Raw genomic sequence first — 23,165 nt, forward strand, 5'->3', positions numbered from 1 at the left:
TTCAAGCGCGACCCGTCAATATCAAAAACAACAACACCAGCACGATCAGTCCAAGACCGCTGCTGGGGTAATAGCCCCAAGTTCTGCTATGCGGCCAAGTGGGTATGGCACCCAGCAGCATCAAAAACAGAATCACCAACAAAACGTTCATCAACATATCGACCTTCTTCCCACAGCACCCTTCGGCGAGGCTGTTGAATCTAGGCCCGATGCAGCGTGTGGTCTGTTCGTCTGCGCACATGCGCAGCACGCCGCTAAACTTGGACGGCACCGATTTGAAAGCCTTATGTCCCACGCACACCAGCTCACCCGCAAACAGTGGGTCACCCTCATCATCCTCACCCTGGTCTGGGGCATCAACTGGCCCATCTTGAAGATCGGCGTCACGGGCTACCCGGCCATCACGTTTCGCAGCATCTCGATGTGGATTGGGTGGCCCCTGCTGGGCTTGGTGTTGCTCAAGATGAAGGTGCCGTTCAAGGTGCCACGCAGCGAATGGAAAGAACTCATGGTGCTGGCCAGCAGCAATATGTTTGTCTGGCATGTGCTGATCATTTTGGCGGTGCAAGATTTGTCGAGCGGGCGCGCCGCCATTCTTGGCTACACCATGCCGATTTTTTCAGCCGTCATTGGCATGTTGTTTTTCAAATCACCACTGCGTGCCCGCGCTTGGTTGGGCGTGGCCTTGGCCGCCTTGGGTGCCATGCTGTTGTTGTGGCACGAGTTGGTGAATTTGTCTGGAAAGCCCTTGGGCGTTGTGATGGCCTTGGCTGCGGCCGCCTCTTGGGCTTTGGGCACACAACAAATTCGCCACACCAAGATGCGCGTGCCCACACTCACGATTGTGTTTTGGATGACCGGCATGACCGCCGTGGTGATGAGCGTGGTGGCGGTGCTGTTTGAAGCGGACCGCTGGGCCATGCCGTCGCTGACCACCTGGGGCTCCATCGTCTACAACGCCATCGGGGTGTTTGTGTTTGCCCAAGCCGCTTGGCTGGGGTTGGCGCGCAGTTTGCCGCCTTTGGCATCGAGCTTGAGCGTGATGTTCATTCCCGTGTTGGGCGTGTTCAGCGGCGCATGGTGGCTGGGCGAAGTCCTGCACTGGCAAGACTGGCTGGCGGTGCTGCTGGTGGTGGCCGCCATCGCATCGGTGCTGTGGCCCACGCGCGCATCCAACGCCGCGTCCTGAACCGCTCAGGTCGGGCGGAGCTGGCGCAAGGCGCGCCACAAACTGTCCATCGACACGGCTTGCGGCAAGTCGACACAGGCTTGGATGAGTGCCGTCACAGACTGCTGCGCATGACCTGCGGCCTGCATCACGCGTTGCGCTTTGGCCAGCACCGCTGCGTGTGACATGGGGTTTTCCGGGTCACCCGGGGCGTCGACCACCTGGGCCTCCAAGCGACGACCATCGCGCAGCCACACCTGCACCTGCGCGCCGTAATGCGCTGGGTAGGCACGGCTCCAGCGTGAGTTTGCGCGAACCTGGGTGCAGCCACGCAAGCGCGTCAGCACCGGATGCGTCAACGACTCGGCTTGGGTGTCACCCAACCAAAAATCTCCACGCAACAGCGCCACCGCCACCCCATGCTGCAAGCTAAAGCGCGCTTGCTGGCGGGTGTGGGGTTGCGCTTGATCGGCAAAGTCCAGCGCGGTTTGGTAGCTGCTCACCTCGATGCGAACAATCTCTTCCACATCGGCCACTCGCGCGTGCAGTTGCATGGCGCACGCGATGGCCGGGTGCACATGGCGACAGGCAGGCCAGGGCTTGAAGCTGACTGCATGGATCAACCAAGGTGCATCAGGTGCAGGCGCCAGCACTGCCCGGGCGCGCGTGGCATCGGGCAAGCTGCCCGTGGCAGCCAAGCACCCATGCTGGCCTTCCAAGATGTGGCGCGGCCCCACCATGCCAGCCGCCGCCAAGTCGGCGGCCAACACGCCTGACTGCGCGCTGCGCCCTGTGGCCAGCTGTTTAGAGAACCCAGGTTCCACGCGGCATTGCCACACGCCACTGGCTTGCATGCCCGCCTGCGCCAAGGCATGCATGGCCTGCGTGGCATCGAGTTGCAACAAGCTCGCAGCCGCGGTAGCAGCACCAAACACGCCACAGGTGGCTGTGCTGTACCAGTGCTGGTAATGCGCGGTGCCGGCCAGCAAGCCCACCCGAATGGCCACCTCGTAGCCACGCACCACGGCGTCCAGCAGTGCGTGCGGTATGACCTGCTCGCGCTGCGCCAGCGCCAGCGCAGCGGCCATGAGGGTGTCTGCGGGGTGCACCACCGCTTCGCGGTGTAAGTCATCGAGCTCGTCGATGTTGCCCAAGCCACCATTGACCAAGGCGGCATCCTCGCTGCGCAAGTACAAGCCGCCCACCGTCCAACATGGCCCAGGTGCTGCTTGCGCCGCCCAACGGCTCAAAGCCTCACCCGCAGGCGAGGTGTGGCCCAACAGCACACAACCCAACCAATCGATCAGGTGCAGGGCTGCGCGGTGGCGGTCAGCGTCGGTGATGGGGCGGCCTTGCAAGGCCAGCAATTGCTCGGTCCAAGAGGGCGTGTTGGCAGAACTCACCCGAACCTTTGCACGGCTCAGCGGCCTTTGAACACCGCAGGGCGCTTCTCGTTGAAAGCAGCCACGCCTTCGCGCCGGTCGTCGGTGTCGACCAAACGGTTGTAGGCCTCCACCTCAAAACGGTAGGCGGTGCGCAACTCCATCTGGCCGCCGTAGCGGATCGACTTTTTGATTTGTCGCACCGACAAAGGCGCATTGGCCGCGATGCGCTGTGCCGTCTCCAAAGCCAAAGCCAGCACTTGATCCGGCGCAGCCACTTGGTTGACCAAGCCCCACTCATGCGCTTGAGCCGCGCTGAACGGACGCCCTGTGAGTGCCAACTCTTTGGCGCGCCGCTCGCCCAAAGCGCGCGGTAAGTTTTGCGTGCCGCCCATGCCCGGCATGATGCCCAGCGTGACCTCGGGCAGCGCAAAGCGCGCCTCTTGGCTGGCGTACAAAAAGTCGCAACACAGTGCCATCTCTAGGCCACCGCCATACGCGTGGCCGTTGATGGCACCGACCACCGGCAAAGGCAAATCAATCAGCGCCCAGTACAAGCGTTCAAAAATTTCGTGCTGGTGTTGCCACGCCTGTGGCGTCATGCCGTTGCGCTCTTTCAAGTCACCGCCACCACAAAAAATCTTGCCGCCCGAACCGGTGAACACCACGCAACGCAGCTCACCTGGCACATCGGTCAGGCGCGTCCACAGGTCGAGCAAGTCCACCGCCATTTGGGTATTGAGGGCATTGCCCACCTCGGGGCGGTTCAAGCACACCTGCAGCACGTGGTCAGACACGCGGGTGCACGCGAGGGTGGTGTAGTGGGGCAAAGCAGAAGAGGTCATGTGCGCACTCAGTAAGACTTGGGCATGCCCAACACATGCTCGCCCACGTAGGACAAGATCAAGTTGGTGGAGATCGGTGCCACTTGGTACAAGCGTGTTTCGCGGAACTTGCGCTCAATGTCGTACTCGGCGGCAAAGCCAAACCCGCCATGGGTTTGCAGGCACACATTGGCCGCCTCCCAAGACGCATCGGCCGCCAGCAACTTGGACATATTGGCTTGTGCGCCGCACGGCAGGCCGGCATCAAACAAACGCGCCGCTTCGTAGCGCATCAAGCTGGCCGCTTCCACGTTGATGTGGGCCTTGGCAATGGGGAATTGGATGCCCTGGTTGTGCGCGATGGCGCGGCCAAACACCACGCGCTCTTTGGCGTACTGGGTGGCGCGGTCGACAAACCAATAGCCGTCTCCGATGCACTCAGCGGCAATCAAAATGCGTTCGGCGTTCAAGCCGTCCATGATGTACTTGAGTCCCTTGCCTTCTTCACCAATGCGGTTTTCTACGGGAATGCGCAGGTTGTCGATGAAGATTTCATTGGTCTCGTGGTTGACCATGTTGCGAATGGGTTTGACGGTGATGGTCTTGCCCACCTCTTCGCGCAAGTCCACCAAAAACACCGACAAGCCTTCGGACTTCTTTTTCACCTCGGCCAGTGGCGTGGTGCGTGCCAACAGCAACATGAAGTCGGAGTGCTGCAAGCGCGAGGTCCACACCTTTTGCCCATTCACCACGTAATGGTCACCTTGGCGCACGGCCACGGTCTTGAGTTGGGTGGTGTCTGAGCCCGTGGTGGGCTCGGTCACCGCCATCGACTGCATGCGCAACTCGCCCGATGCAATCTTGGGCAGCAAGGCTTCTTTCTGTTCCTTCGTGCCGTGGCGCACCACGCAGCCCATGACATACATCTGACCGTGGCAGGCGCCCGAGTTGCCGCCCGCGCGGTTGATCTCTTCCATGATCACACTGGCTTCGGTCAGGCTCAGGTTGGAGCCGCCGTATTCCTCAGGAATCAAGGCCGACAACCAACCGGCTTCGGTCAAGGCGGTGACAAATTTTTCAGGGAAGGCACGCGCCTCGTCCACCTCTTGCCAATAACGGGAGTCAAAGGCAGACACCACTTGGCGCACGCCTTCGCGCAGTTCAGGAAAATCTTGTCGGCTCATGGTTTATTTGCTCGGTGTGGTGAACATCTGGCCACCGTCCACGTTGATGATGCTGCCGCTCAGATACCCACACAAGGGCGAAGCACAGAACACCGTGAGTTTGGCCATCTCGTCGGGTTCGGCCAAACGGCCAAAGGGCAGACCCAAGGTCAGCTCTTGCCAACGCGAAGCGTCCCCCAGTTTGGTGGTGGCTTGTTGCTGCAACATGCCTTGCATGCGGTCGCTGCGAGTGGGCGACGGGTTGATGCCAAACACACGCACGCCTTGACGCACGGTGCCGCCGCCCAGGCCTTGGGTGAACGCCATCAAGGCCGCATTGGCTGCCGAGCCGCAAATGTATTCGTAGCGTGGTGCTGCACCGGCCATGCCGATGATGTTGGCAATCACGCCCTTGCCGCGCTTTTCCATGCTGGGCAAATACGCGCGGGTCAGGTTGATGTAGCTGTAGAGCTTGAGCTCCCAGGCCTGGCGCCAGCGCTCTTCGGTGATGTCGTGGATGCTGCCACCAGGAATGGCGCCTGCGTTGTTCACCAACACGTCAATCTCGCCCACCTGTTGGCACAGCTTGTCGGCCGAACCGGGCAGGCCCAAATCGGCCTCAAAGACTTCGGGGGTGATGTGGTGGGCGGCGTCAATGGCTTGCACCGCATGGGCCAAGTTGGCCCGGTCACGTGACACCAGCACGGGCTTGGCGCCTTCGGCGGCGAACGCTTGTGCAATGGCCAAGCCAATGCCTTTGGAGCCACCGGTGATGAGGACACGCTGTCCTGTCAGTTCTAAGTTCATAAAGACTCTCTGTGAAGTTGCAATCAGTTGGAGGGGGCGGGCACTTGGGCGGCGTACCACTGGGCCATTTTTTCGCCCGTGACAAAGCACACCTCGGGGGTGGCCATCAACAGGTCGAGCATTTTCTCGAAGCTCTCAAAGCGGTGCGGCACGCCAATCAAGTGCGGGTGCAAACCCAGCGACAAAACACGTGGCTGCTTGGCGCATTCGCGTTTGAACAAACTCAAGGTGTTGGAGAGGCGCTGGAACATTTCATTCGACGCGTGTTTTTCCACCGCGTAAATGATGGAGTCGTTGACTTCCAGGTTGTAGGGCAAGGCCATGAGCGGGCCATTCTTGGTGCGCATCCAATGCGGCACATCGTCCACCACCCAGTCAAACACGTACTCAATGCCTTGCTTTTTCAAGATCTCGGGCGTGTCGTGCGACTCGCGCAAGCCCGGGCTCAACCAGCCCTTGGGGCGCTTGCCGGTGAACGATTCGATCATGTCCAGGCTGGTGGCAATCAAAGCCTCTTCGCCTTCGGCATGGTTGAGCGCTTTTTGATGCACGCCATGGCCAATGAACTCCCAACCCACTTCGTGCATGGCTTCGGCCGCACGCGGGTAGGCCTGAATCACACCAGCGTTGAAGCTGGTGGACGCGGGTAGCCCACGGCTGTGGATGGCATTGATGATGCGCGGCAAACCGGCACGCATGCCGTAATCGGCCCAGCTGAAGTTGGGCACATCGGGCACGGTTTCTTTGCCATGCGGCGGCGTGATGATGGTGCGTGGCATGCTGGCATCAAACTGCCAGTGCTCCACATTGACCACCAGGTGGACCAAGATGGCGCCTTCTTTGGGCGCCACCAACTGCGGACCTTCGTCAGAAAAACGGTAAGGGATGCGGGGATTAGCCATGGGTGTGTCGGATGAGGTTGAGGATGTCGAGCTTCATGGCGCTGAAGGCCTCGCTCGCTGTGTCAGCCACGGTGCGTGGACGCGCCAAGGGCACGTTGATTTTGGATTGGATGCGGCCTGGTCGGGCCGACATGACGTAGATGGTGTTGGCCAAAAAGATGGCTTCGTCGATGTCGTGCGTGACAAAGATGATGGTCGGTTTGAGCTTTTGCCACACCGACAGCAACAGCTCTTGCATGGTGAGTCGGGTCTGTGCGTCAAGTGCACCAAAGGGCTCGTCCATCAGCAACACGCGTGACCCCAAAGTCAAGATGCGGGCAATGCCCACGCGCTGACGCATGCCACCCGAGAGTTGCACCGGCAAATGGTTTTTGAAATCATGCAAGCCCACGATGCTGAGCATCTCGTTGGCACGCTCTTCGTACTCGGCCTTGGGCAGGCCTTGCATTTGCGGGCCAAAGATCACGTTCTCCCACACCGTCAGCCACGGAAACAGCGCCGCCTCTTGAAACACCACGCCACGGTCAGGCCCGGGGGCATGCACCGCTTGTTGGTTGACCTGCAAGACACCCGAGCTGGGTGACTCGAAGCCCGCAATCAGGTTGAGCAAGGTGGACTTGCCGCAACCCGAGGGGCCGAGCAAGGCCACGAAGTCACCCGGGGGCACATCGAGATCGATGTGGTCGAGGGCTTTGACCGGTGGTTGACCGGGATAAATTTTGCAAAGATCTTGAACAGAGATGTTGGACATAAGAATTTCAGTGACTTTGCAAAATACGCCAAACCAGAACCTTGCGTTCAATGAACACAATGATGCGGTCGCTGATGTAACCCATGGCGCCGATCGACACCATGTCGGCCAACACAATGTCCATGCGGCCCACGTAGTAGGCATCCCACAGCACATAGCCCAGGCCTGACTTGACGGCCACCATCTCAGAGACGATCACCGCCGTCCAAGAAATGCCCAGCCCAATGCGCAATCCCGTGAAGATGGAGGGCATCGCAGCTGGCAGCACCACGCGGCGCAACAACTGGGTGCGGTTGGCGCCCATCATCAAGGCGGCACGCACCAAGTTGCGGTCCACATCGCGTGCACCTTGCGTGGCGTTGACCACGATGGCATAAAAGCCACCCAGAAAAATCAGAAAGATCGAACCCACATCGCGGATGCCAAACACCGCAATCGAGAACGGCAACCACGCCGTGATCGGGATCGGGCGCAGGCTTTGAATCAGCGGGTCCAGCATCTGCGAAATGAACTTGCTCCAGCCAATCAACAGCCCCAACGGCACCCCGATCAGCGCGGCCAGCACAAAGCCTTGCACCACGCGCATCGAGGAATATTCGACGTTGGACAGCCAAGTGCCCAGGTAGGGGTTGAGCCCCAAGCCGGCTTGGCCGAAGATCCAACCGTGCCAGCCCTCAACCACCTTCAAAGGCGTTGGCAAGATGCCGGCCATGCCTGGCAAGTTGCCCATCACCTGCCACAGCACGACAACGGCAGTGGGCACCACCAGTCCGAGCAGCAGTTGCTTGAAATGTGCCGTTGTCTTCATGGTGTGTCCTTGCACTTACTTCTTGATTTCTTTGGCCATGCTGTCGTCATACAGCTCAGCCGCTTCTTTGGTCACGTCTTTTTGCACGATGCCTTGCTTGAACGCAGCCTCGGCCAAACGCCCCACCTGTTCTTTGTTGAGCACGCCGCCGAGCTTGATGATCTTGGCGGACTCTTTGGTCACATTCAAAGGCAAGCCGGTGTACTTGGCATAGGCATCGGCAAACTGGTCATTGTTTTTGGCCAATTGCTCTTCGACTTTGAGGTAAGCCCACAAGAAGCGACGCACCAGTTCTTTCTTGGTGCTCATGGCTTCGCCAGAGGCGGCCAACATGCCCAGCTCTGCGCCGACCGAACGGGACTGGCTGTAGTCGAGTTTGTTGGCAAAGTAAGCATCGCCTTCGGCCACGGCTTGTGACTCGAAGGGCTCCCACAGCACCATGGCATCGATGTCACCCCGCTTCATGGCTTGCACAAACGCCGTGCCACCGCCTTGCACGTTCACGGGCGAGAACGAGGTGTAGGGGATGTTCTTTTCAATCAAGGTCATGGCCCACTGGAACCACACGGCAGAACCCGGTGCAATGGCAATCTTCTTGCCGCTGATGTCACCCCAGTCGTCAATCTTCACGCCTTTGCGCACCACCAAGAATTTGGACGAGCTGCCCACGCCAGTCAAGCCAATCAAGTTCTTGCTGCCTTGCGCGGCCACGATGGCCAAGTCGCCTGGGCCCACCGCCGACACGTCGACCGAACCCGACAGCAACGCGGTGCGTGCATCGGCGTAGCGAACAAACTCAGCGCGCTTGACTTCGATGTTGAGCTTCTTGAGCTCTTCTTCCAGCATCAGCATGGGTGCGAGGTGGCCCACTTTGACAAAGCCCACGCTGAGGACTTCTTTTTGTTTCATCGGCGCTGGGGCGGGCCCCACAGCCAGGGCCGCGGTGGCTGCCAGCGACAGCGCAATCGTGAGCAGGGTTCTTAAAGATTTCATCTTCTTCTCCATGGGTGGGTTGATATTCAATGGCCGGTGAACTGGGGCAGCCTCTTCTGTGCAAAGGCCAGTCGGCCCTCGGCATAGTCGCTGCTCTTGAAACACGCATCGACGGCCTGGTCGATGCGCGCAATTTGGGAGGTGTCGCCATCGGCAATGCACAGCATGGCTTGCTTGGCGGCTTGCACCGTGAGGGGGGCGTTTTGCGAAATTTGCAGAGCCACCTCAGCGCAATGCGCAAACACATCGTCGTGCACGGCGTTGACGATGCCAATGTGTGCCGCCTCGCTGGCCACATACACCTTGGCGGTGTAGAAGGCTTCTGCAGCCGCTGTGGGCCCGAGGTTTTGCACGATGCTTTTCATGCCGCGGTAGCCATAACCCAGGCCCAAACGCGCGGCGGGCATGCGGAACTTGGAGGCCGGGCTGGCATAGCGCAAATCGCAACTCAAAGCCAAACCCAAACCACCGCCATAGCAAATGCCACTGATGGCAGCAATCACCGGCACACGGCAACGGGTGATGGCGTCTTGGGCTTGCGCCACGCTCTGGTTGTAGTGGGCCACCGACGCTTCGGAGTTACGCTGGGTTTCAAACTCGCTGATGTTGGCGCCTGAGACAAAGGCTTTTTCACCGGCACCGCGCAAAATCACGGCACGCACCTGGGCGTTGTGTTCGATGTCGTCAAACGCTTGTTTGAGCGCAATCCACATCGACAAGCTCATGGCGTTGTAGCGCTCGGCATCGTCGATCGTGACCACGGCCACATGCTGGTCGTGCGTGACATGAATAGCACCCATGGTTAAACCACCTCTTGTGTGTGAAATTGTTGAATCTCTTCGTCCGAATATCCGGCTTCGCGCAAGACTTCGTCGGTATGTTCGCCCCATCCAGGTGCGGGCGCCACAACTTGGGACGGTGTGCGCTCTAAAACCACCGGTTGTGTGATGTACGCAATTTCTTTGCCAAAGTTGGTCATCAAGGTCTCGGTGACCTTCAAATGTTTCACCTGCTCATCTTCAAACACTTGCGGCACGGTGTAGACCGGCCCGGCGGGCACGCCCACTTGGTTGAGCAAATCGACCCAGTGCTTGACTGTGTTCTTTTTGAACTCGACCGCAATTTGTGCATTCAGACGTTCGCGGTGTTGCACACGCAAGGGCTCGGTCTGAAATTCTGGGTCGGCATACCAATCGGGTTTGTCGAGTGCGTCGCAAAAGCGCTTCCAATTGCCCTCGCCCGACGCGCCGAGGTTGAAGCAGCCATCGTTGGCGTCGAACAAGCCCATGGGTGAGCTGGTGGGGTGGTTGTTGCCCACTTGCACGGGCACATCGTTGTCGTTGAGGTAACGCGCCATTTGGAAATCCATCATGGCGATTTGCGAATGCAACAAGGAGCTGTGCACCCACTGCCCTTTGCCCGAAACTTCACGCTCCAGCAAGGCCACCAAGATGCCCAGTGCGCAGTACAGACCCGCACTCAAATCGGCCACCGCCAAACCCGCGCGAACAGGCCCATGCTCGGCCTCACCGGTCACACTCATCAAGCCACCCATGCCTTGGATGATTTGGTCAAACCCAGGACGCCAGGCATACGGCCCGTCTTGCCCAAAGCCAGAGATGCTGGCCAAGATGATGCGTGGGTTCACTTTGGCCAGCGATTCGTAGTCGAGGCCGAGTTTGTTTTTGACGTCGGGACGCCAGTTCTCCACCACCACATCGGCCTCGGCCACCAAGCGCATCAGCACCTCCATGGCTCCTGGCTTTTTGAGGTTGAGCGTCATCGAGCGCTTGTTGCGGTTGATGTTTTGAAAGTCGCCGCCCTTGCGGTTGGCCGCGAACATGGCTTCGTTGGGGTCGACACCCGGCGGGGGTTCGACGCGAATCACATCGGCACCAAAGTCAGTCAGGATGCGCACGCAGTTGGGACCCGCGCGCACACGCGAGAGGTCGATCACTTTGAAACGGGCCAGTGCGCTGGAGGCTTGAATTTTCGGCATGTTCAGTGGGTCCAAAAAATAGGAGGCACCTGCTCGGCAAAGTCGAGCAAGCGGTGTTCGGCAAAAGGTCTGGCCAAGACTTGCACACACACCGCACGACCACGCGTGTCACGCGCGATGGGCAAGTTGAGTGCGGGCAAGCCGAGGTAATTCACAAAGCCCATGTAGCGGTGCATGGCAAACAGTGACGCGCGGTCAAACGCGACGTGGCCTACGTCGACCGTTTGCCAATCAGGCACAGGGTCTGCCAAAGAAGGCAGGACTAAAAATTCGGCATCGTGGAAATAGCGCGTCACAAAGTCTTGCAACAGGCCCGCGCGCGATTGCATGGACGCTTGGTACCACGCCAGTGGCAGCCCCAAGCCCATCAAGCCAATGGCTTGTACGCCAGGCTCTGCGCTGCCATCGCACAAACTCGCATGGTGTGTGCGTGCCGTCTCGTGCAACAACACACGCTGTGCATGGCGGTTGAGTGAGTCAAAGGTGTCGGCCATGTCCAACGGCGTGACTTGTGCATCGAGTTGCGCGACCCACGTGCGAATGGCATGGGCCACGTCAGGCGCCACGCCGTCTTCGGGCAACCACAGGTGGCAACGCGGTGTGCGCGTTGCCGCAACACGCGGCAGTTGCGGACACAAAGCCACCCAGATTTCACGCGCATCTTGTGCATAGCGGCTCAAGATGCCCACGCTGTCGAGCGAGGGCGCGAGTGGCGCACAGCCTCGGGTGCTGACCGCCCCATGGGTGGTTTTGAGTCCGATCAAGCCACAGGTCGCTGCCGGTATGCGCACCGAACCTGCGGTGTCGGTGCCCAAAGCGGCATAGCTCATGCCAGCCGCCACGGCCACGGCCGAGCCACTGGATGAGCCACCCACCGCAGCCTCCGAATCGAGTGGGTTGACGCAGCGTGCAAAGTGCATGTTTTGCGAGGTGGCACCACAGGCATGGGGCGCCATCACCAAGGTGGCCCACTGGCTGGCACCGGCTTGTTGCAATGCGGCAATGGCAGCCGCAGCGTGCACGCTGGCTTGCGCATGCCCGTGGCCCACGCCACAGCCGGGCAGGCGGTCATCGAGCTGAAAGATGTCTTTGTGCGCCAAGGCAATGCCCGCCAAAGGCCCGTCACCCAAGGCTGCGATGGGCAACTGGTCGACCACGCAAGGAAACGGTGTGTTCAAGGCTTGTCCGCGCTGCACTTGCGCAGACACGGCGTCTTGAGGCGTCAGCTGACCGCAGCGAATGAGCGCTTGGAGTTGCGTCAAGCGCGCAGGCAGTTCAAGCACCGGCGCAGCTCCTGAGCATGTCGTCGAAGCTGACATCAACATCGACCCGTACCGCCACTGGCGACGGATCGGCCAAACGCACCAAGCCTTTGGCGGTGGCTTTGAGCAGCGCGGTCGACGGCACGTACCCGTTGTCGGCAAACGCATGTTGTGCCAATTCGGTGAAGTCCTGCTGGTGCTGAGTCGCGTCGCGCATGGGCAATGGGTGGATGAGGTGGTGATTCGTTGTGTATATTTATAACCGAGTTTATGTATTTTTAGCAAGGATTTAAAATATCGCTTTCACCTACGGGACGCTATGAAAGTCAGTGACCAAATCCGACTGCGCATTGAATCTGCCATTGCATCGGGCGAGTTGCTGCCCGGTGACGCCATCGACGACGTGGCCCTGGCGGCCCAGTACAAGGTGTCACGCACGCCCGTGCGCGAAGCCCTGTTGCAACTGCAAGCACAAGGCATTTTGAGCAGCACCCCACGAGGCGGCTCCATCGTGTCGAAGATGAATTTGCAACAGCTGTTGTCGTTGTGGGAGCTGTTGGCAGAGTTGGAAGGCATTGCCGTGCGTTTGGCCTGCGAGCGCATGAGCCACGACGAAGTCAAAGCCCTGGTGAAGGTTCACCGCAGCAGCAAAAAACTGGCCGACAAAGAAGACATGGATGGCTGGCAAGAAGCCAACCTGAAGTTTCATGAGCTGATTTACGAGGGCGCGCGCAACACGTTTTTACGCCAAGAGGTGCTGCGCATTCGCTCACGCACCGGGGTCTACCGTCGCCATGCATTTGGCGCGTTGGGACGCATCAAGTCGTCTTATGACCAGCATGAAAAAATTGTCAGTGCGCTGGAAAAACGCGACACCGAATCGGCGTCGGCGTACATGGCTGACCACATGCGGCCGGGGCGTGACTCGAAGACGCTCAACGACTTCATCATGAGCTTGCCACGCGATTTGTTGGCGGGCTGACACGCACAGCCCGCACCACGGCAAGCGTTGCGAAGACCTCAGTGTTTTTCGGCCAGCACGCCAAAGCCTGGCAACGGGTCTTGAATGCCCAGGCGACGCAAGACCAACCAATACGTGGCCACGTTCACCCCGATCAAGGGCTTGCCAAACTCGGCTTCGATCTGCGGCGTGAGGGCACTCACGGGCAGGTTGGTACCCACATGCACAAAGGCTTCGACGCCTTGCACGTTCAAGGTCTTGAAGCCTTCCATGATTTGCTCAGGCGTGAACTGCGCCACCGAAATCGGGCCCTTGGCTTTGAGGCCGTGGTTGGCCACCACGTCGTAACCGCACGACACAAAAAACTCTTGAATCAAGGCATCCGCTGGCGGCCAGTAGGGCGTGAGCACCGCAATGCGTTTCGGGTCGCCAATGGCTTTGAGGCCTTCCAACACGGCCATCGAGGGCGTGATGAACGGAATACCTGCCAGCGCTTCGAGACGGTCTTGTTCGGCCAGTGCGCGCGCGCGGTCTCCACGGAATGAGTGGATGGAGTGCCCATGGGCCACGGCATGCGGCTCGCACGGCAAGACCAAGCTCAAGGCCTCTTCCAGGTTGCCCTTCTCGGTCTCAAGCGCTTGGCGGTAGGCCTGCATGTCGTCATAGGGGCGCACGGGCAGCAACATGCGGCTGACGTGGTTGGTCACGCCAGACGGACGCATGGCCTCCATTTCGGGTTGCACGATGGTGTTGGTGGCGGGCACGATGACGGCAATCTTGGCGCGGGTGGCCAGGGCGTCGAGGCTGGTGGTTTGGCTCATGAGGGCTTACTCCATTTTCAAATTGGCGGCTTTAGCGGCTTCAGACCAAATGGCGATGTCGGCACGCAAGGTGTCGGCGAATTCTTTGGGGGTGCTGCCAATGGCATCGACCCCCATTTGCTGAAACTTGGTGTGGGTGCCCTCTGAGGCCAGGGCTTCTTTGACGGCGTCGGCCAAGCGTGCCACCACGGCGGCGGGTGTGCCCGCTGGGGCCATCAAACCATTCCAGGTAACGGTCTTGAAACCCGGAAAGCCCGATTCGGCAATGGTGGCCACCTGAGGCAACTGAGCGGCGCGCTTGTCGCTGGAGACACCGATGATGCGGATGTTGCCGCCACTCACGTGCGGGTAGAGCTCGGAGAAGTTGCCAAAGTACATCTGCACATTGCCACCCAACAAGTCGGTCACCGCGGGTGCGCCACCTTTGTAGCTGATGTGGGTCATGTTCAACTCGGCGCGCTTGACAAACAAGGCCGCCGACAAATGCGACACGCTGCCCGAGCCACCCGAGGCGTAGTTGTACTTGCCAGGGTTCTTGCGCATGAAGGCGACAAACTCAGACACGGTGTTGGCCGGCACCGATTTGTGCACGCCCATCACAAAGGGGTTGCTGCCCACGTTGCTGATGGGCACAAAGTCTTTCAAGGGGTCGAAGTTGGTTTTGCTGATGACAGGCAACACCGCCATCACCGGCATGGCGGCCATCATCAAGGTGTAGCCGTCAGCAGGCGCCTTGGCCACAAACTCGGCCGCAATGGCACCACCGGCACCCACCTTGTTGTCGACCACCACGGGCTGCCCCAGGCTTTGGGTGAAGCGCTCGGCCATCACACGGGCGATCGAATCGGTGTTGCCCCCCGGCGCAAACGGCACCACGATGCGGATCGGTTTTTGGGGCCAAGCAGGTTGTGCCTGCACACCCGCGCCCATCGCGTACAGCGTGAAGGCCAAAACTGTCGTGAAGAATTCGAAGCGTCGCATCTGTCGTCCTTGCGTCAGAGGTTAAAGAATGGCGTTGGCGCGGGCGATGCTGTTGACCATGGAAGAGTTCAACAAGAAGGCACGGGCTTTGACCGGATCGGCACAGGTCTCCTCCAACTCGCGGATGCGTTGCGCCCGTTGCTCGGGGTCTTTTTCTTCCAGGTTCTTTTTGTTTTTCACCGACAGTTGTTGCACATATTCCATGTTCACGGTGTGGCGTTGACGGTGGTAGCGGTCGAGCAAACTGTCGTCAGCCTCGCCTTGCACCACCTGAGCCAACATGGCCCCCAAGCTCATGGCGTCGTGGATGCCACTGTTCAAGCCAAAGCCCCCCAAGGGGTTGTTGACGTGGGCTGCGTCGCCCGCCAGCAGCACACGGTGCTTGCGCAAACTCACCGCCACGCGCTGGTGCACGCTGTAGATGCTTTGGTGGACCAAGGGGTACATCACCTCAGGCCCTGTACCCGTGAGCCGACGGATGGCATGCTGCGCGTAGGGGCCAGCCATGGCCACGTCATCGGGCACGTCTTGGGCGACGGGCAAGGTCATGCGCCACAAACCGGGTGGGCCCACATCGGGCATCTTGAACACGGCCACCCATTGCTCGGGGTCGCTGATGTAGGCGTTCTCGGTGTAACCCAAGGTACCAAAGTCAAAGGTGGTGCTGATCACGCTGTAGCGCTCGGGCCAGGTGTAGCCAGCAAACTCAATCTCTGCCGACTTGCGCACTTGGCTGCGGCCGCCATCGGCCGCCACCAACCATGGGGTGCGCCACGTGGCCACACCGTCGGGGGTGGCCACGCGCACCGTCACGTCATCGGCGTTTTGCGTGAGGGATTCGAAGCGGTGGTTGAACAGCACCTGCACATGCGCAAAAGCTTTGAGCTTGTCCATCAAGATGGGGGTCAAGCGGTGCTGCTCTAAGTGCAAGCGAAAGGGGTAGGGGGTGTCGTTCTTGAGCAGGCCCAAGTCCCACTCGGCCACTAAGCCATGGGCCAGGTCACACGACTGCCAACGCGGCACCTGAATGCCCAGTGCCAACATGTCGTCGGCCACACCGGCTTGGTGGAGCATCTCCAGCGTGGGTGGATGGAAGGTGCCCGCGCGCAGGTCTTTGGTCAGGCCGGGTTCGGCCTCCAACACCACGCACGAGACACCCCGTTGCGCCAGCACCAAGGCTGTCAGCAAACCCACAGGGCCCGCTCCCGCAATCATCACTTGCGCATTTGGCTGTTCCAGCATGCCTACCCTTTTCAAAAAATCATCAGGTCAATGCAACACATGCTAAAAGAAAAGCGGCTTGGTGCAGAAGCGGCTCAGTCCCCCAGGTGATTGGAGGCATGGCCGCCAAGACGGCCAAACAGGGGGTCAGTTCAGGGCTGCGGCTTGCAGCACATCGCGCGTTTGCAGGGCCACACGACGTGCAGCCTGGGCAAAGTCAGCCCCCGACGAGGCATACAAAATGGCACGCGACGAATTGACGATGGTGGTACCTGCCACATGGCCTTGTGCGCTCGACATGCCCGCCTTCACCGTGGCCTCAGCATCGCCACCTTGCGCGCCCACACCGGGGATGAGCAAGGGCAGGGTTGGCGCCAAGGCACGCACACGTTCAATTTCTTTCGGGTAGGTCGCGCCCACCACCAGACCCAGTTGACCGTTCAGGTTCCAAGGGCCCTGGGCCAAGCGGGCCACGTGTTCGTACAAAAGGGGTTGGCCTTCGATCGAGGCCAAACGCTGACCTTGCAAATCGTCGCCACCTGGGTTGGAGGTACGGCACAGCAAGAAGGCACCCTTTTCGTGGTGTTTCAAATACGGTTGCACCGAGTCAAAGCCCATGAAGGGCGACAAGGTGACCGCATCGGCACCATAGCGCTCAAAGGCTTCAATGGCGTATTGCTCGGCGGTGGAGCCAATGTCACCGCGCTTGGCGTCCAAGATGATGGGCACTTGAGGTGCGACGCGACGCATGTGTTCCATCAAACGCTCCAACTGCCCTTCTGCACGGTGCGCCGCGAAGTAGGCAATTTGCGGTTTGAAGGCGATGGCCAAGTCGGCCGTAGCGTCCACGATGGCGGCACAAAAATCGTAAATTTTATTGGAGTCGCCCTTGATGCTGTCGGGGAATTTGGTGGGCTCTGGGTCCAAGCCCACACACAGCATGGAGGCGTTTTGGCGCTCGGCTGCGCTCAGCATGTCAAGAAATTTCATGGGCTGATTTTAGGAGGACTGCCAAGTGCACTGCGCGGCAGTCGATGCGTCATTGCGAACGCCCGCGCAGCTGCGCCATGGCCAAGCACAGATCAGCCCAGACCTTGGCTTTCTCCGGCAGGTTGCGCAACAAATACGCGGGGTGGTAGGTCACCACCACCGGCACGCCTTGGTAGCTGTGCACTTGGCCGCGCAACTTGCCCAAGGGCGTGTTGTCAACCCCAGGCACGCTGTGCTGCAACAGCGACTGCACCGCAAAGCGGCCCATGGCCACAATGATTTTGGGTTTCAACAAGGCCACCTGGCGCTGCAAGTAAGGCTCGCACTGCGCCACTTCTTCAGGCTTGGGGTTGCGGTTACCAGGCGGGCGACACTTGAGCACGTTGGTGATGTAAATGCCGCCGCCCTCAGGGCCAGCCTGCGCCGTGCGCGACAAACCACAGGCACGCAACATGTTGTCAAGCAACTGACCCGCTTGCCCAACGAAAGGCTGGCCTTGCAGGTCTTCGTTTTCACCCGGGGCTTCGCCCACGATCAGCCAATCGACCTGCGGCACCTGGCCTTCTGGCGCGGGAGCACCCACACCAAACACGGTGTGGTGGCGGGTGCTGCACAAGGTGCAGGCTTGGCAACTGGACACCGTGCTGTGCAAGGTGGCCCAGTCCATGTGATCCAGGCCTTCGGGGCGTTGACCCATGCGCGGCGTCGAAACAGGCGCAGCGGCCAACGCAGCCGCATGGGCCGTGACAGCCGCAGGGACGGGTGCACGCGCAGCGGCTACAGACACGGGCGCTGGGGAGCTGACCACTGGTGCGTCATGGGTCAGCACGGCCGCATCCGCCACCTCAACTGCGGATGAGGTCGCTGCTGGCTCGGGTGCGGTCAAAGGCGACCACACACGCACATGCATCTCGGCCAGCATGGCGCGTTGACGGGTGTCGAGGTTCAGGGCCATGCGTGCCAGGCTCACAACTTCAACGACATGACCACCGCGTCTTCGCGGCGGCCCTGGTCAGCGGGGTAATAGTTTTTGCGCTCACCCACACGGCGGTAGCCGTAGGCCTCGTACACGTGCATGGCGCGGGCATTGCTGGCACGCACTTCGAGCCACAGCCAATGTGCGCCTCGCCCACGCGACCACAACGACAGGGCGTCGAGCATCACACGCGCCCACCCTTGGCCTTGAAACTCGGGGGCCACCGTGATGTTGAGCAAATGCACTTCATCCACGCCTTCCATGGCCACAAAGTAGCCGAGCAAGGTGTCGTCGCCCATGAGGGCTTGCAGTTGGTAGCCCGCACGGATCGAGTCCACAAAATTGCCGTGGGTCCAAGGGTGGCTATACGCACGTTGCTCCACACGCAACACGGCGTCGAGCATCGCTTCGGTCAGCGGCTCCAGACGGGCTTGGGGTTGCAGCACAGCACTCATGGTCAATCAATGTTTGGTGAGAGATGCATTGTCGATCAAGCCACAGGCCTGCCAGGCACATCGGTGGCCAGCGCCTGCTGCTTGGCCTGCAAACGCTCTTGGGTGGTTTGCGCCACTTTGTCTCGGATATACAGCGGCAAGGCCTGTTCAGCAGGCACGGCCAAGCCTTGCGCCCAGGCAACGGGGGCCAAGCGCAACAAGGCAGACGCTGTGGGCAAGGCCTGCACCTGCGCCGCCGTGAACGCGGCGGGCCAACGCACCGCATAAGTGCCCCAGGCGTTGCCCGCAGCGATGAAGGGTTCGCCCGCGTGCCAGTGAGTCGGCCAGCTCAGCGCTTCGGGGTTTTGCACGGCAGCTTCTTGCACGCACTGCCACACCCCTTGGGTGTGTTCGTAAGCCGCCACATACACCTGGTCCATGCGCGCATCGAGCACGGCCAACACGCGGGTCGGAGTGGGGGTTGACACGGCATCGGCTGCGCGAAGCCCAAGTGCCGCATGAAGCGCCGCATGGCGGGCCTCTTCGGCCACAGCCAACAAGGTGTCCACGGGCAGCACCGGCACATCGGCCCCAAAGGCCAAGCCCTGCGCCACCGAGCACGCCGTGCGCAGCCCGGTGAAAGCCCCTGGCCCCCGGCCAAACACCACCGCATCCAGCTCTGCAAAGCGCAAGCCTGCGTGTGCCATCAGGATTTGAATTTGCGGCAAGGTCTGGGCCGAGGCTTGGGCACCCCCAGCACTGGTGTGCACCCATGCCTGGTCGCCACGCATCACCGCCAGAGACAGCGTGTCGGTGCTGGTCTCCAAAGCAAGCCAGTGGTGTGTGCGGGTGTGGGTACGGGACATGGCGTGATTATCCTGGCAGACATAATTTGCCCATGACCCGCCCACTTCGCCCCTTGTTTGTGATGCTGTTGACGGCCTGCCTGAGCAGCGTCTGGAGCGCCGCCTGGGCACAAGCCCACGCCACGCAAAAAACGCACAAAACCCGTCACACGCCATCCCCCACTGCCAACGCCAGTGGTGACGTGGGCCAACTGCCGCCCGAGGTGGAAGCCGCCTTGCAACGCGCCAAGGTGCCACGGGAGGCCTTGCATGTGGTGGTGCTCGACACAGCGCTGAACGCGACAGCGCGCTTGAGTGTCTCGGCGCAAACGCCGGTCAACCCCGCGTCGCTGATGAAGTTGGTCACCACCACCGCCGCGTTGGACCTGTTGGGCCCCGCCTTTGTGTGGCGCACACCGGTGTATGTGGAAGGCGTGGTGCGCGACGGCACGCTGCAAGGCAATGTGTACCTGCGCGGCAGCGGTGACCCCCGCTTGGTGGTAGAGCGCTTGTGGCTGCTGTTGCGTCGTCTGCAAGGCTTAGGCATTCAAAAAATTCAGGGCGACATCGTGCTCGACCACAGCGCGTTTGACATGGCACCGCGCGATGCGGGTGGTTTTGATGGCGAACCGCTGCGGCCCTACAACGCGGCACCCGATGCGCTGTTGCTGAACTTCAAATCCTTGTTGATTCAGTTCGTGCCCGACCGCAGCGCCAACGTGGCACGCGTTCAGGTGGAGCCGCCCTTGGCGGGGGTTCAGATGCCCACCAGCGTGCCACTGTCCACCGAGGCCTGCAACGACTACCGCACGGGCTTGCGCGCCGATTGGACAGACCCTGCGCGGGTCAAGTTTGCGGGCAGCTATCCGGCGAGCTGCGGCGAAAAAATGTGGCCTGTGGCCTACAGCGCGCCCACGCAATTTGCCGCACGTGCGGTGCTGGGCATGTGGCAACAGCTCGGCGGACAACTGGTGGGGCAAGTGCGTGATGGCACGGTGCCCACCAACTTGCAGCCCGCGTTCAGTGCGGAGTCGGCGGCCTTGTCAGAGACCATCCGCGACATCAACAAGTACAGCAACAACGTGATGGCTCAGCAGGTGTTTCTCACCTTGAGCCAGCAGCAACGCGGCGTGGGCAGCTTGGGGGCGTCACGCGAGGTGGTGCTGCGCTGGTGGCGGGACCGCGTGGGCGGCGAGGCCCCGGTGCTCGACAACGGCTCGGGCCTGAGCCGAGACGAGCGCATCAGCGCGCAGAGCTTGGGACATTTGTTGCAAGTGGCGTGGAACTCACCCAGCATGTCTGAGTTGATGAGCTCCTTGCCCATCACGGGCTTGGATGGCACCTTGAAGCGCAGCAAGTCACAGGCGGTGGCCCATTTGAAAACCGGCAGCTTACGTGATGTGGCGGGCGTGGCAGGTTATGTGGACACCGCCAGCGGCAAACGCTGGGTGCTGGTAGCCATCCTCAACCACCCCAATGCCAATGCTGCGCGCCCCGCTTTGGATGCCTTGATAGATTGGGCGGCGCAGCAGCCGTGAAGGCTTAACGCCAGGCAGCGCGGTACATGCTGCTGCTGTAGATGTAGTTGGCGAGCAGCGCGTTGCCTTGCGGGGTGAGGTTCAAATTGTCGGCAAACATGAAGCCCGTGAACGGGTAAGAGGAAATGGCGGTCCACACTGTCGTATCAGCATCACACCCGGCGGTCCAGGCGGCGTCGATGCTGGACGCAACGTAGCTGCTACTCTGGGTGCTTGTGCTTGTGCTTGAGATGGCGCTCACCGCACAAGCCGGACTCGTAGGAGGCTGGGTGAAATACGAGGTGTACGTGTTGGCACTGCCCGTCGAAGTGGTGCCAGACAACAGGTTGAAGTATTGCGCGATATCCACCGCCAGCAATTTCTGGCCATACACCGTGGGCGGGTATTTGCTGCTCAATGCAATGGTCAGCTTGCAATGCAAGGAGTTTTGGTTGCTGCTACTGGTGCAGCTGGTGTCGGTGTCGTAGCTCAAAGAACGCAGGAACGACACGGATGTCGCATCCAAAGACAAGCCCCAAGGGGTGCGCGACAAGTTCATGGGTTCCAACACCACCACATGCTTGGCACCGGCATCAATCAGTTTGGCAATTTGCGTCACCAGCTGCGAGGTGGTGCTGTCTAAGCGGGAATAAACATCCGTCTTGGCCAAATCCCCACCCAAGGTGGTCACAAGACCCGTGGGAGGCGTCCATGCACTTCCATCTGCTGCCTTGGTGGTGGTATTGCCCGTACGGCCTAAATAACGCACCGCCAGAGACAGCAAATCGCGCGTGCCCGCTGTGATGACGATGAGGTCGTTTTCTTGCGGGCCACCATCGGCCAAGAACTGCGTGATTTGTGTGCCCAAGGTGGCATCGGAGCCCCCCAAGCCGTCGTAAGCAGTGGCAGGATTGATCATCGAATTGCCCACCGCGTAACTCACCACGCCCGTGGTTGGCATGGTGATCGCAGGATAAGCGCCGCTCACCATTTTTCTTGCGACGGGCGTCGTGCTCCAGAGACCGTAGATGTTGGCCAAGGTCTCGGCCACCGTCGTCGGGGTGGTGATGGTGGCAATGCCCCCTGACGTCGCGCCGTTGATGGTGTAGCGCCCGTTGCGGGTCGTGTACGGAGAGGAGCCATCTCCGACATCACTGAACGCATCACCGAACGCAATCACACGCTTTGCCACCAAGGGGTTGACGGTGCTGCTGGAGCCACCACAGCCCGCCAGCAAGCTGGCTAGCGCCAAGGCGCACAGGCCGATCAAACGTTGGACAGAAAAGTGAATCATCAAAGGCTCTCGTTGATTAGCAGATTAGTTTAACGAACCGGCGTGGCAGCTCGGGTCAGGCGGTCAAGCACGCCGTCCCACAGCGGATCGGCAGGCGGGGTTTGAACCCAAATGTCTGACACGCCCAGATCGTCGAACGCACGCAGTTGCGCAAACAAGGCATGGGCACAGGTGGCGGCATCTTGCGGCATGGACTGCCGATGCACGCGAGACGCGAAGGCGGCACTCAACGTGACAGGCTCGACCGTCCACAGCGCCAAGGTGGCAGTGGCGGGGCTGTGTTGTTGCCATGCTAGGAGTTCAGCGGACACGTTGTGGGCGTCAACAAGGCGCACCCGCGCACGCGGTGCGTAATGCGAGGCCAAGGTGCCCGAAGCGCGTGGGGCTTGCGGGTCTGCTTGGCCATTCAGCGCCGCAGACACATGCACCGTCTCGCCACAAGCCAAGCTGAGTTGCTCGGGCGTCAAAAGGCCCGGGCGCAACAGCACAGGTGCGCCACGGGTGCAGTCGACGATGGTGGACTCAATGCCCACCTCACACGCGCCGCCATCCAGAACCAACAAATCAGCACCGAATTCACTGGCCACGTGCGCCGCCGTGGTGGGGCTGACGCGACCAAACACATTGGCACTGGGTGCCGCGACGCCGTACACGCCCAAGCGTTCGGCTTGGCGCAGCACAGCTTGGGCCACGGAGTGCGAGGGGCAGCGCAGGCCCACCGAGTCCTGACTACCGGCGGCCACCGCAGCCACATCGGGTCTGCGCGGCAAGATCAAGGTCAAGGGGCCGGGCCAAAAGGCGTCGATCAAGCGGGTCGCAAAGCTGGGCACATGGCTGGCAAAACGTGCCACGCCATCGGCGCTGGCGACGTGCACGATCAAGGGATGCTCGCTGGGCCGCCCCTTGGCCGCGAAGATTTTGGCCACCGCCGCATCGTTGCCGGCATCGGCGGCCAAGCCGTAGACAGTTTCTGTCGGCAAGCCCAGCAAATCGCCGCGCTGCAAGGCTTGGGCTGCGGCAACGATGGCTTGGGGAGACTGACCGTCAAGAATCATGGAAAGAAAGG

25 protein-coding genes are annotated in these 23,165 nt (G+C 60.6%); 3 read left to right on the plus strand and 22 right to left on the minus strand.

Features of this window, described 5'->3' with window-relative positions; genetic code table 11:
- Position 1: 1 nt before the first annotated feature.
- On the minus strand, positions 2-157 hold the full coding sequence (locus B9Z39_RS07900) for a DUF3309 family protein (RefSeq protein WP_100147322.1): 156 nt from the start codon (positions 155-157) through the stop codon (positions 2-4).
- 129 nt (positions 158-286) lie between these two features.
- On the opposite strand from B9Z39_RS07900, the gene B9Z39_RS07905 reads away from it, so the two are divergent.
- Positions 287-1,189, plus strand: coding sequence for a DMT family transporter (locus tag B9Z39_RS07905; protein ID WP_108301299.1), 903 nt, complete (start codon positions 287-289; stop codon positions 1,187-1,189).
- Positions 1,190-1,194: 5 nt separating this feature from the next.
- Here the strand turns inward: B9Z39_RS07905 and B9Z39_RS07910 are convergent, their stop codons facing one another.
- From B9Z39_RS07910 to B9Z39_RS16970, 12 genes are read right to left on the minus strand one after another with little or no spacing between them, the layout of a single operon-like run.
- Positions 1,195-2,571: an MmgE/PrpD family protein gene (locus tag B9Z39_RS07910; protein WP_158269469.1), complete on the minus strand. Its 1,377-nt coding sequence runs from the start codon at positions 2,569-2,571 to the stop codon at positions 1,195-1,197.
- Positions 2,572-2,588: 17 nt separating this feature from the next.
- Positions 2,589-3,395: an enoyl-CoA hydratase/isomerase family protein gene (locus tag B9Z39_RS07915; RefSeq protein WP_108301301.1), complete on the minus strand. Its 807-nt coding sequence runs from the start codon at positions 3,393-3,395 to the stop codon at positions 2,589-2,591.
- Between the two features lie 8 nt (positions 3,396-3,403).
- Positions 3,404-4,558: an acyl-CoA dehydrogenase family protein gene (locus B9Z39_RS07920; RefSeq protein ID WP_100147318.1), complete on the minus strand. Its 1,155-nt coding sequence runs from the start codon at positions 4,556-4,558 to the stop codon at positions 3,404-3,406.
- Between the two features lie 3 nt (positions 4,559-4,561).
- Positions 4,562-5,344 (minus strand): SDR family oxidoreductase, encoded by a 783-nt coding sequence (locus B9Z39_RS07925; protein WP_108301302.1) that lies wholly within the window; start codon positions 5,342-5,344, stop codon positions 4,562-4,564.
- Positions 5,345-5,367: 23 nt separating this feature from the next.
- Complete coding sequence (locus B9Z39_RS07930) at positions 5,368-6,246, minus strand: polysaccharide deacetylase family protein (RefSeq protein ID WP_100147316.1); 879 nt, start codon at positions 6,244-6,246, stop codon at positions 5,368-5,370.
- Positions 6,239-6,997 carry an ABC transporter ATP-binding protein gene (locus B9Z39_RS07935; protein ID WP_100147315.1) on the minus strand — a complete coding sequence of 253 codons (759 nt, stop codon included), beginning with the start codon at positions 6,995-6,997 and terminating at the stop codon, positions 6,239-6,241. Before B9Z39_RS07935 ends, B9Z39_RS07930 begins: the two co-directional genes overlap by 8 nt.
- A gap of 7 nt (positions 6,998-7,004) precedes the next feature.
- The gene (locus B9Z39_RS07940; RefSeq protein ID WP_100147395.1) at positions 7,005-7,805 is read right to left on the minus strand and encodes an ABC transporter permease; all 801 of its coding nucleotides are present in this window, start codon (positions 7,803-7,805) and stop codon (positions 7,005-7,007) included.
- A gap of 15 nt (positions 7,806-7,820) precedes the next feature.
- Positions 7,821-8,798: an ABC transporter substrate-binding protein gene (locus B9Z39_RS07945; protein ID WP_100147394.1), complete on the minus strand. Its 978-nt coding sequence runs from the start codon at positions 8,796-8,798 to the stop codon at positions 7,821-7,823.
- A 26-nt stretch (positions 8,799-8,824) separates the two neighbouring features.
- Positions 8,825-9,598, minus strand: a complete 774-nt coding sequence (locus B9Z39_RS07950) for an enoyl-CoA hydratase (protein ID WP_108301303.1) — start codon at positions 9,596-9,598, stop codon at positions 8,825-8,827.
- A gap of 2 nt (positions 9,599-9,600) precedes the next feature.
- Positions 9,601-10,797 carry a CaiB/BaiF CoA-transferase family protein gene (locus B9Z39_RS07955; RefSeq protein WP_100147313.1) on the minus strand — a complete coding sequence of 399 codons (1,197 nt, stop codon included), beginning with the start codon at positions 10,795-10,797 and terminating at the stop codon, positions 9,601-9,603.
- Between the two features lie 2 nt (positions 10,798-10,799).
- Positions 10,800-12,080: an amidase gene (locus B9Z39_RS07960; RefSeq protein ID WP_158269470.1), complete on the minus strand. Its 1,281-nt coding sequence runs from the start codon at positions 12,078-12,080 to the stop codon at positions 10,800-10,802.
- Complete coding sequence (locus B9Z39_RS16970; protein ID WP_158236172.1) at positions 12,073-12,276, minus strand: hypothetical protein; 204 nt, start codon at positions 12,274-12,276, stop codon at positions 12,073-12,075. The genes B9Z39_RS07960 and B9Z39_RS16970 overlap by 8 nt, the downstream gene beginning before the upstream one ends.
- A gap of 102 nt (positions 12,277-12,378) precedes the next feature.
- Between B9Z39_RS16970 and B9Z39_RS07965 the strand changes: the two genes are divergently transcribed.
- Positions 12,379-13,041, plus strand: coding sequence for a GntR family transcriptional regulator (locus tag B9Z39_RS07965; protein ID WP_100147311.1), 663 nt, complete (start codon positions 12,379-12,381; stop codon positions 13,039-13,041).
- Between the two features lie 38 nt (positions 13,042-13,079).
- Here the strand turns inward: B9Z39_RS07965 and B9Z39_RS07970 are convergent, their stop codons facing one another.
- The 7 genes from B9Z39_RS07970 to tsaB form a co-directional block, all read right to left on the minus strand.
- Positions 13,080-13,841, minus strand: coding sequence for a hypothetical protein (locus B9Z39_RS07970; RefSeq protein WP_108301305.1), 762 nt, complete (start codon positions 13,839-13,841; stop codon positions 13,080-13,082).
- A 6-nt stretch (positions 13,842-13,847) separates the two neighbouring features.
- Complete coding sequence (locus B9Z39_RS07975) at positions 13,848-14,822, minus strand: tripartite tricarboxylate transporter substrate binding protein (protein WP_108301306.1); 975 nt, start codon at positions 14,820-14,822, stop codon at positions 13,848-13,850.
- A gap of 21 nt (positions 14,823-14,843) precedes the next feature.
- A complete protein-coding gene (locus B9Z39_RS07980) occupies positions 14,844-16,064 on the minus strand; it encodes an NAD(P)/FAD-dependent oxidoreductase (RefSeq protein ID WP_108301307.1) in 1,221 nt (406 codons plus the stop codon).
- A gap of 126 nt (positions 16,065-16,190) precedes the next feature.
- Positions 16,191-17,033, minus strand: a complete 843-nt coding sequence (gene pyrF, locus B9Z39_RS07985; protein WP_199221186.1) for an orotidine-5'-phosphate decarboxylase — start codon at positions 17,031-17,033, stop codon at positions 16,191-16,193.
- Positions 17,034-17,082: 49 nt separating this feature from the next.
- Positions 17,083-17,988, minus strand: a complete 906-nt coding sequence (locus B9Z39_RS07990; protein ID WP_100147393.1) for a uracil-DNA glycosylase family protein — start codon at positions 17,986-17,988, stop codon at positions 17,083-17,085.
- 11 nt (positions 17,989-17,999) lie between these two features.
- Positions 18,000-18,464, minus strand: a complete 465-nt coding sequence (gene rimI, locus B9Z39_RS07995; RefSeq protein ID WP_100147306.1) for a ribosomal protein S18-alanine N-acetyltransferase — start codon at positions 18,462-18,464, stop codon at positions 18,000-18,002.
- A gap of 35 nt (positions 18,465-18,499) precedes the next feature.
- The gene (gene tsaB / locus B9Z39_RS08000) at positions 18,500-19,309 is read right to left on the minus strand and encodes a tRNA (adenosine(37)-N6)-threonylcarbamoyltransferase complex dimerization subunit type 1 TsaB (protein ID WP_108301308.1); all 810 of its coding nucleotides are present in this window, start codon (positions 19,307-19,309) and stop codon (positions 18,500-18,502) included.
- A 32-nt stretch (positions 19,310-19,341) separates the two neighbouring features.
- On the opposite strand from tsaB, the gene dacB reads away from it, so the two are divergent.
- A complete protein-coding gene (gene dacB / locus B9Z39_RS08005; RefSeq protein ID WP_233248951.1) occupies positions 19,342-20,826 on the plus strand; it encodes a D-alanyl-D-alanine carboxypeptidase/D-alanyl-D-alanine-endopeptidase in 1,485 nt (494 codons plus the stop codon).
- A gap of 4 nt (positions 20,827-20,830) precedes the next feature.
- Here dacB and B9Z39_RS08010 read toward each other — a convergent pair whose 3' ends face one another.
- Both B9Z39_RS08010 and B9Z39_RS08015 read right to left on the minus strand, forming a co-directional pair.
- On the minus strand, positions 20,831-22,099 hold the full coding sequence (locus tag B9Z39_RS08010) for a hypothetical protein (RefSeq protein WP_108301309.1): 1,269 nt from the start codon (positions 22,097-22,099) through the stop codon (positions 20,831-20,833).
- Between the two features lie 29 nt (positions 22,100-22,128).
- Positions 22,129-23,154: an L-threonylcarbamoyladenylate synthase gene (locus B9Z39_RS08015; protein ID WP_108301310.1), complete on the minus strand. Its 1,026-nt coding sequence runs from the start codon at positions 23,152-23,154 to the stop codon at positions 22,129-22,131.
- Positions 23,155-23,165 lie beyond the last annotated feature (11 nt).

This window comes from Limnohabitans sp. JirII-29 (genome assembly GCF_003063395.1).
Taxonomy (GTDB): domain Bacteria; phylum Pseudomonadota; class Gammaproteobacteria; order Burkholderiales; family Burkholderiaceae_C; genus Limnohabitans.

Coding starts and splice junctions, on each gene's coding strand:
- B9Z39_RS07955 (WP_100147313.1), bottom strand. CDS start 10,797: ATGCCGAAAATTCAAGCCTCCAGCGCACTGGCCCGTTTCAAAGTGATC.
- B9Z39_RS07970 (WP_108301305.1), bottom strand. CDS start 13,841: ATGAGCCAAACCACCAGCCTCGACGCCCTGGCCACCCGCGCCAAGATT.
- B9Z39_RS07945 (WP_100147394.1), bottom strand. CDS start 8,798: ATGAAATCTTTAAGAACCCTGCTCACGATTGCGCTGTCGCTGGCAGCC.
- B9Z39_RS07920 (WP_100147318.1), bottom strand. CDS start 4,558: ATGAGCCGACAAGATTTTCCTGAACTGCGCGAAGGCGTGCGCCAAGTG.
- B9Z39_RS07965 (WP_100147311.1), top strand. CDS start 12,379: ATGAAAGTCAGTGACCAAATCCGACTGCGCATTGAATCTGCCATTGCA.
- B9Z39_RS07940 (WP_100147395.1), bottom strand. CDS start 7,805: ATGAAGACAACGGCACATTTCAAGCAACTGCTGCTCGGACTGGTGGTG.
- dacB (WP_233248951.1), top strand. CDS start 19,342: ATGACCCGCCCACTTCGCCCCTTGTTTGTGATGCTGTTGACGGCCTGC.
- B9Z39_RS07990 (WP_100147393.1), bottom strand. CDS start 17,988: ATGGCCCTGAACCTCGACACCCGTCAACGCGCCATGCTGGCCGAGATG.
- B9Z39_RS07915 (WP_108301301.1), bottom strand. CDS start 3,395: ATGACCTCTTCTGCTTTGCCCCACTACACCACCCTCGCGTGCACCCGC.
- B9Z39_RS07900 (WP_100147322.1), bottom strand. CDS start 157: ATGTTGATGAACGTTTTGTTGGTGATTCTGTTTTTGATGCTGCTGGGT.
- B9Z39_RS08015 (WP_108301310.1), bottom strand. CDS start 23,154: ATGATTCTTGACGGTCAGTCTCCCCAAGCCATCGTTGCCGCAGCCCAA.
- B9Z39_RS07935 (WP_100147315.1), bottom strand. CDS start 6,997: ATGTCCAACATCTCTGTTCAAGATCTTTGCAAAATTTATCCCGGTCAA.
- B9Z39_RS08010 (WP_108301309.1), bottom strand. CDS start 22,099: ATGATTCACTTTTCTGTCCAACGTTTGATCGGCCTGTGCGCCTTGGCG.
- B9Z39_RS07980 (WP_108301307.1), bottom strand. CDS start 16,064: ATGCTGGAACAGCCAAATGCGCAAGTGATGATTGCGGGAGCGGGCCCT.
- B9Z39_RS16970 (WP_158236172.1), bottom strand. CDS start 12,276: ATGCGCGACGCGACTCAGCACCAGCAGGACTTCACCGAATTGGCACAA.
- B9Z39_RS07975 (WP_108301306.1), bottom strand. CDS start 14,822: ATGCGACGCTTCGAATTCTTCACGACAGTTTTGGCCTTCACGCTGTAC.
- B9Z39_RS07905 (WP_108301299.1), top strand. CDS start 287: ATGTCCCACGCACACCAGCTCACCCGCAAACAGTGGGTCACCCTCATC.
- B9Z39_RS07950 (WP_108301303.1), bottom strand. CDS start 9,598: ATGGGTGCTATTCATGTCACGCACGACCAGCATGTGGCCGTGGTCACG.
- B9Z39_RS07930 (WP_100147316.1), bottom strand. CDS start 6,246: ATGGCTAATCCCCGCATCCCTTACCGTTTTTCTGACGAAGGTCCGCAG.
- B9Z39_RS07925 (WP_108301302.1), bottom strand. CDS start 5,344: ATGAACTTAGAACTGACAGGACAGCGTGTCCTCATCACCGGTGGCTCC.
- tsaB (WP_108301308.1), bottom strand. CDS start 19,309: ATGTCCCGTACCCACACCCGCACACACCACTGGCTTGCTTTGGAGACC.
- pyrF (WP_199221186.1), bottom strand. CDS start 17,033: ATGAAATTTCTTGACATGCTGAGCGCAGCCGAGCGCCAAAACGCCTCC.
- rimI (WP_100147306.1), bottom strand. CDS start 18,464: ATGAGTGCTGTGCTGCAACCCCAAGCCCGTCTGGAGCCGCTGACCGAA.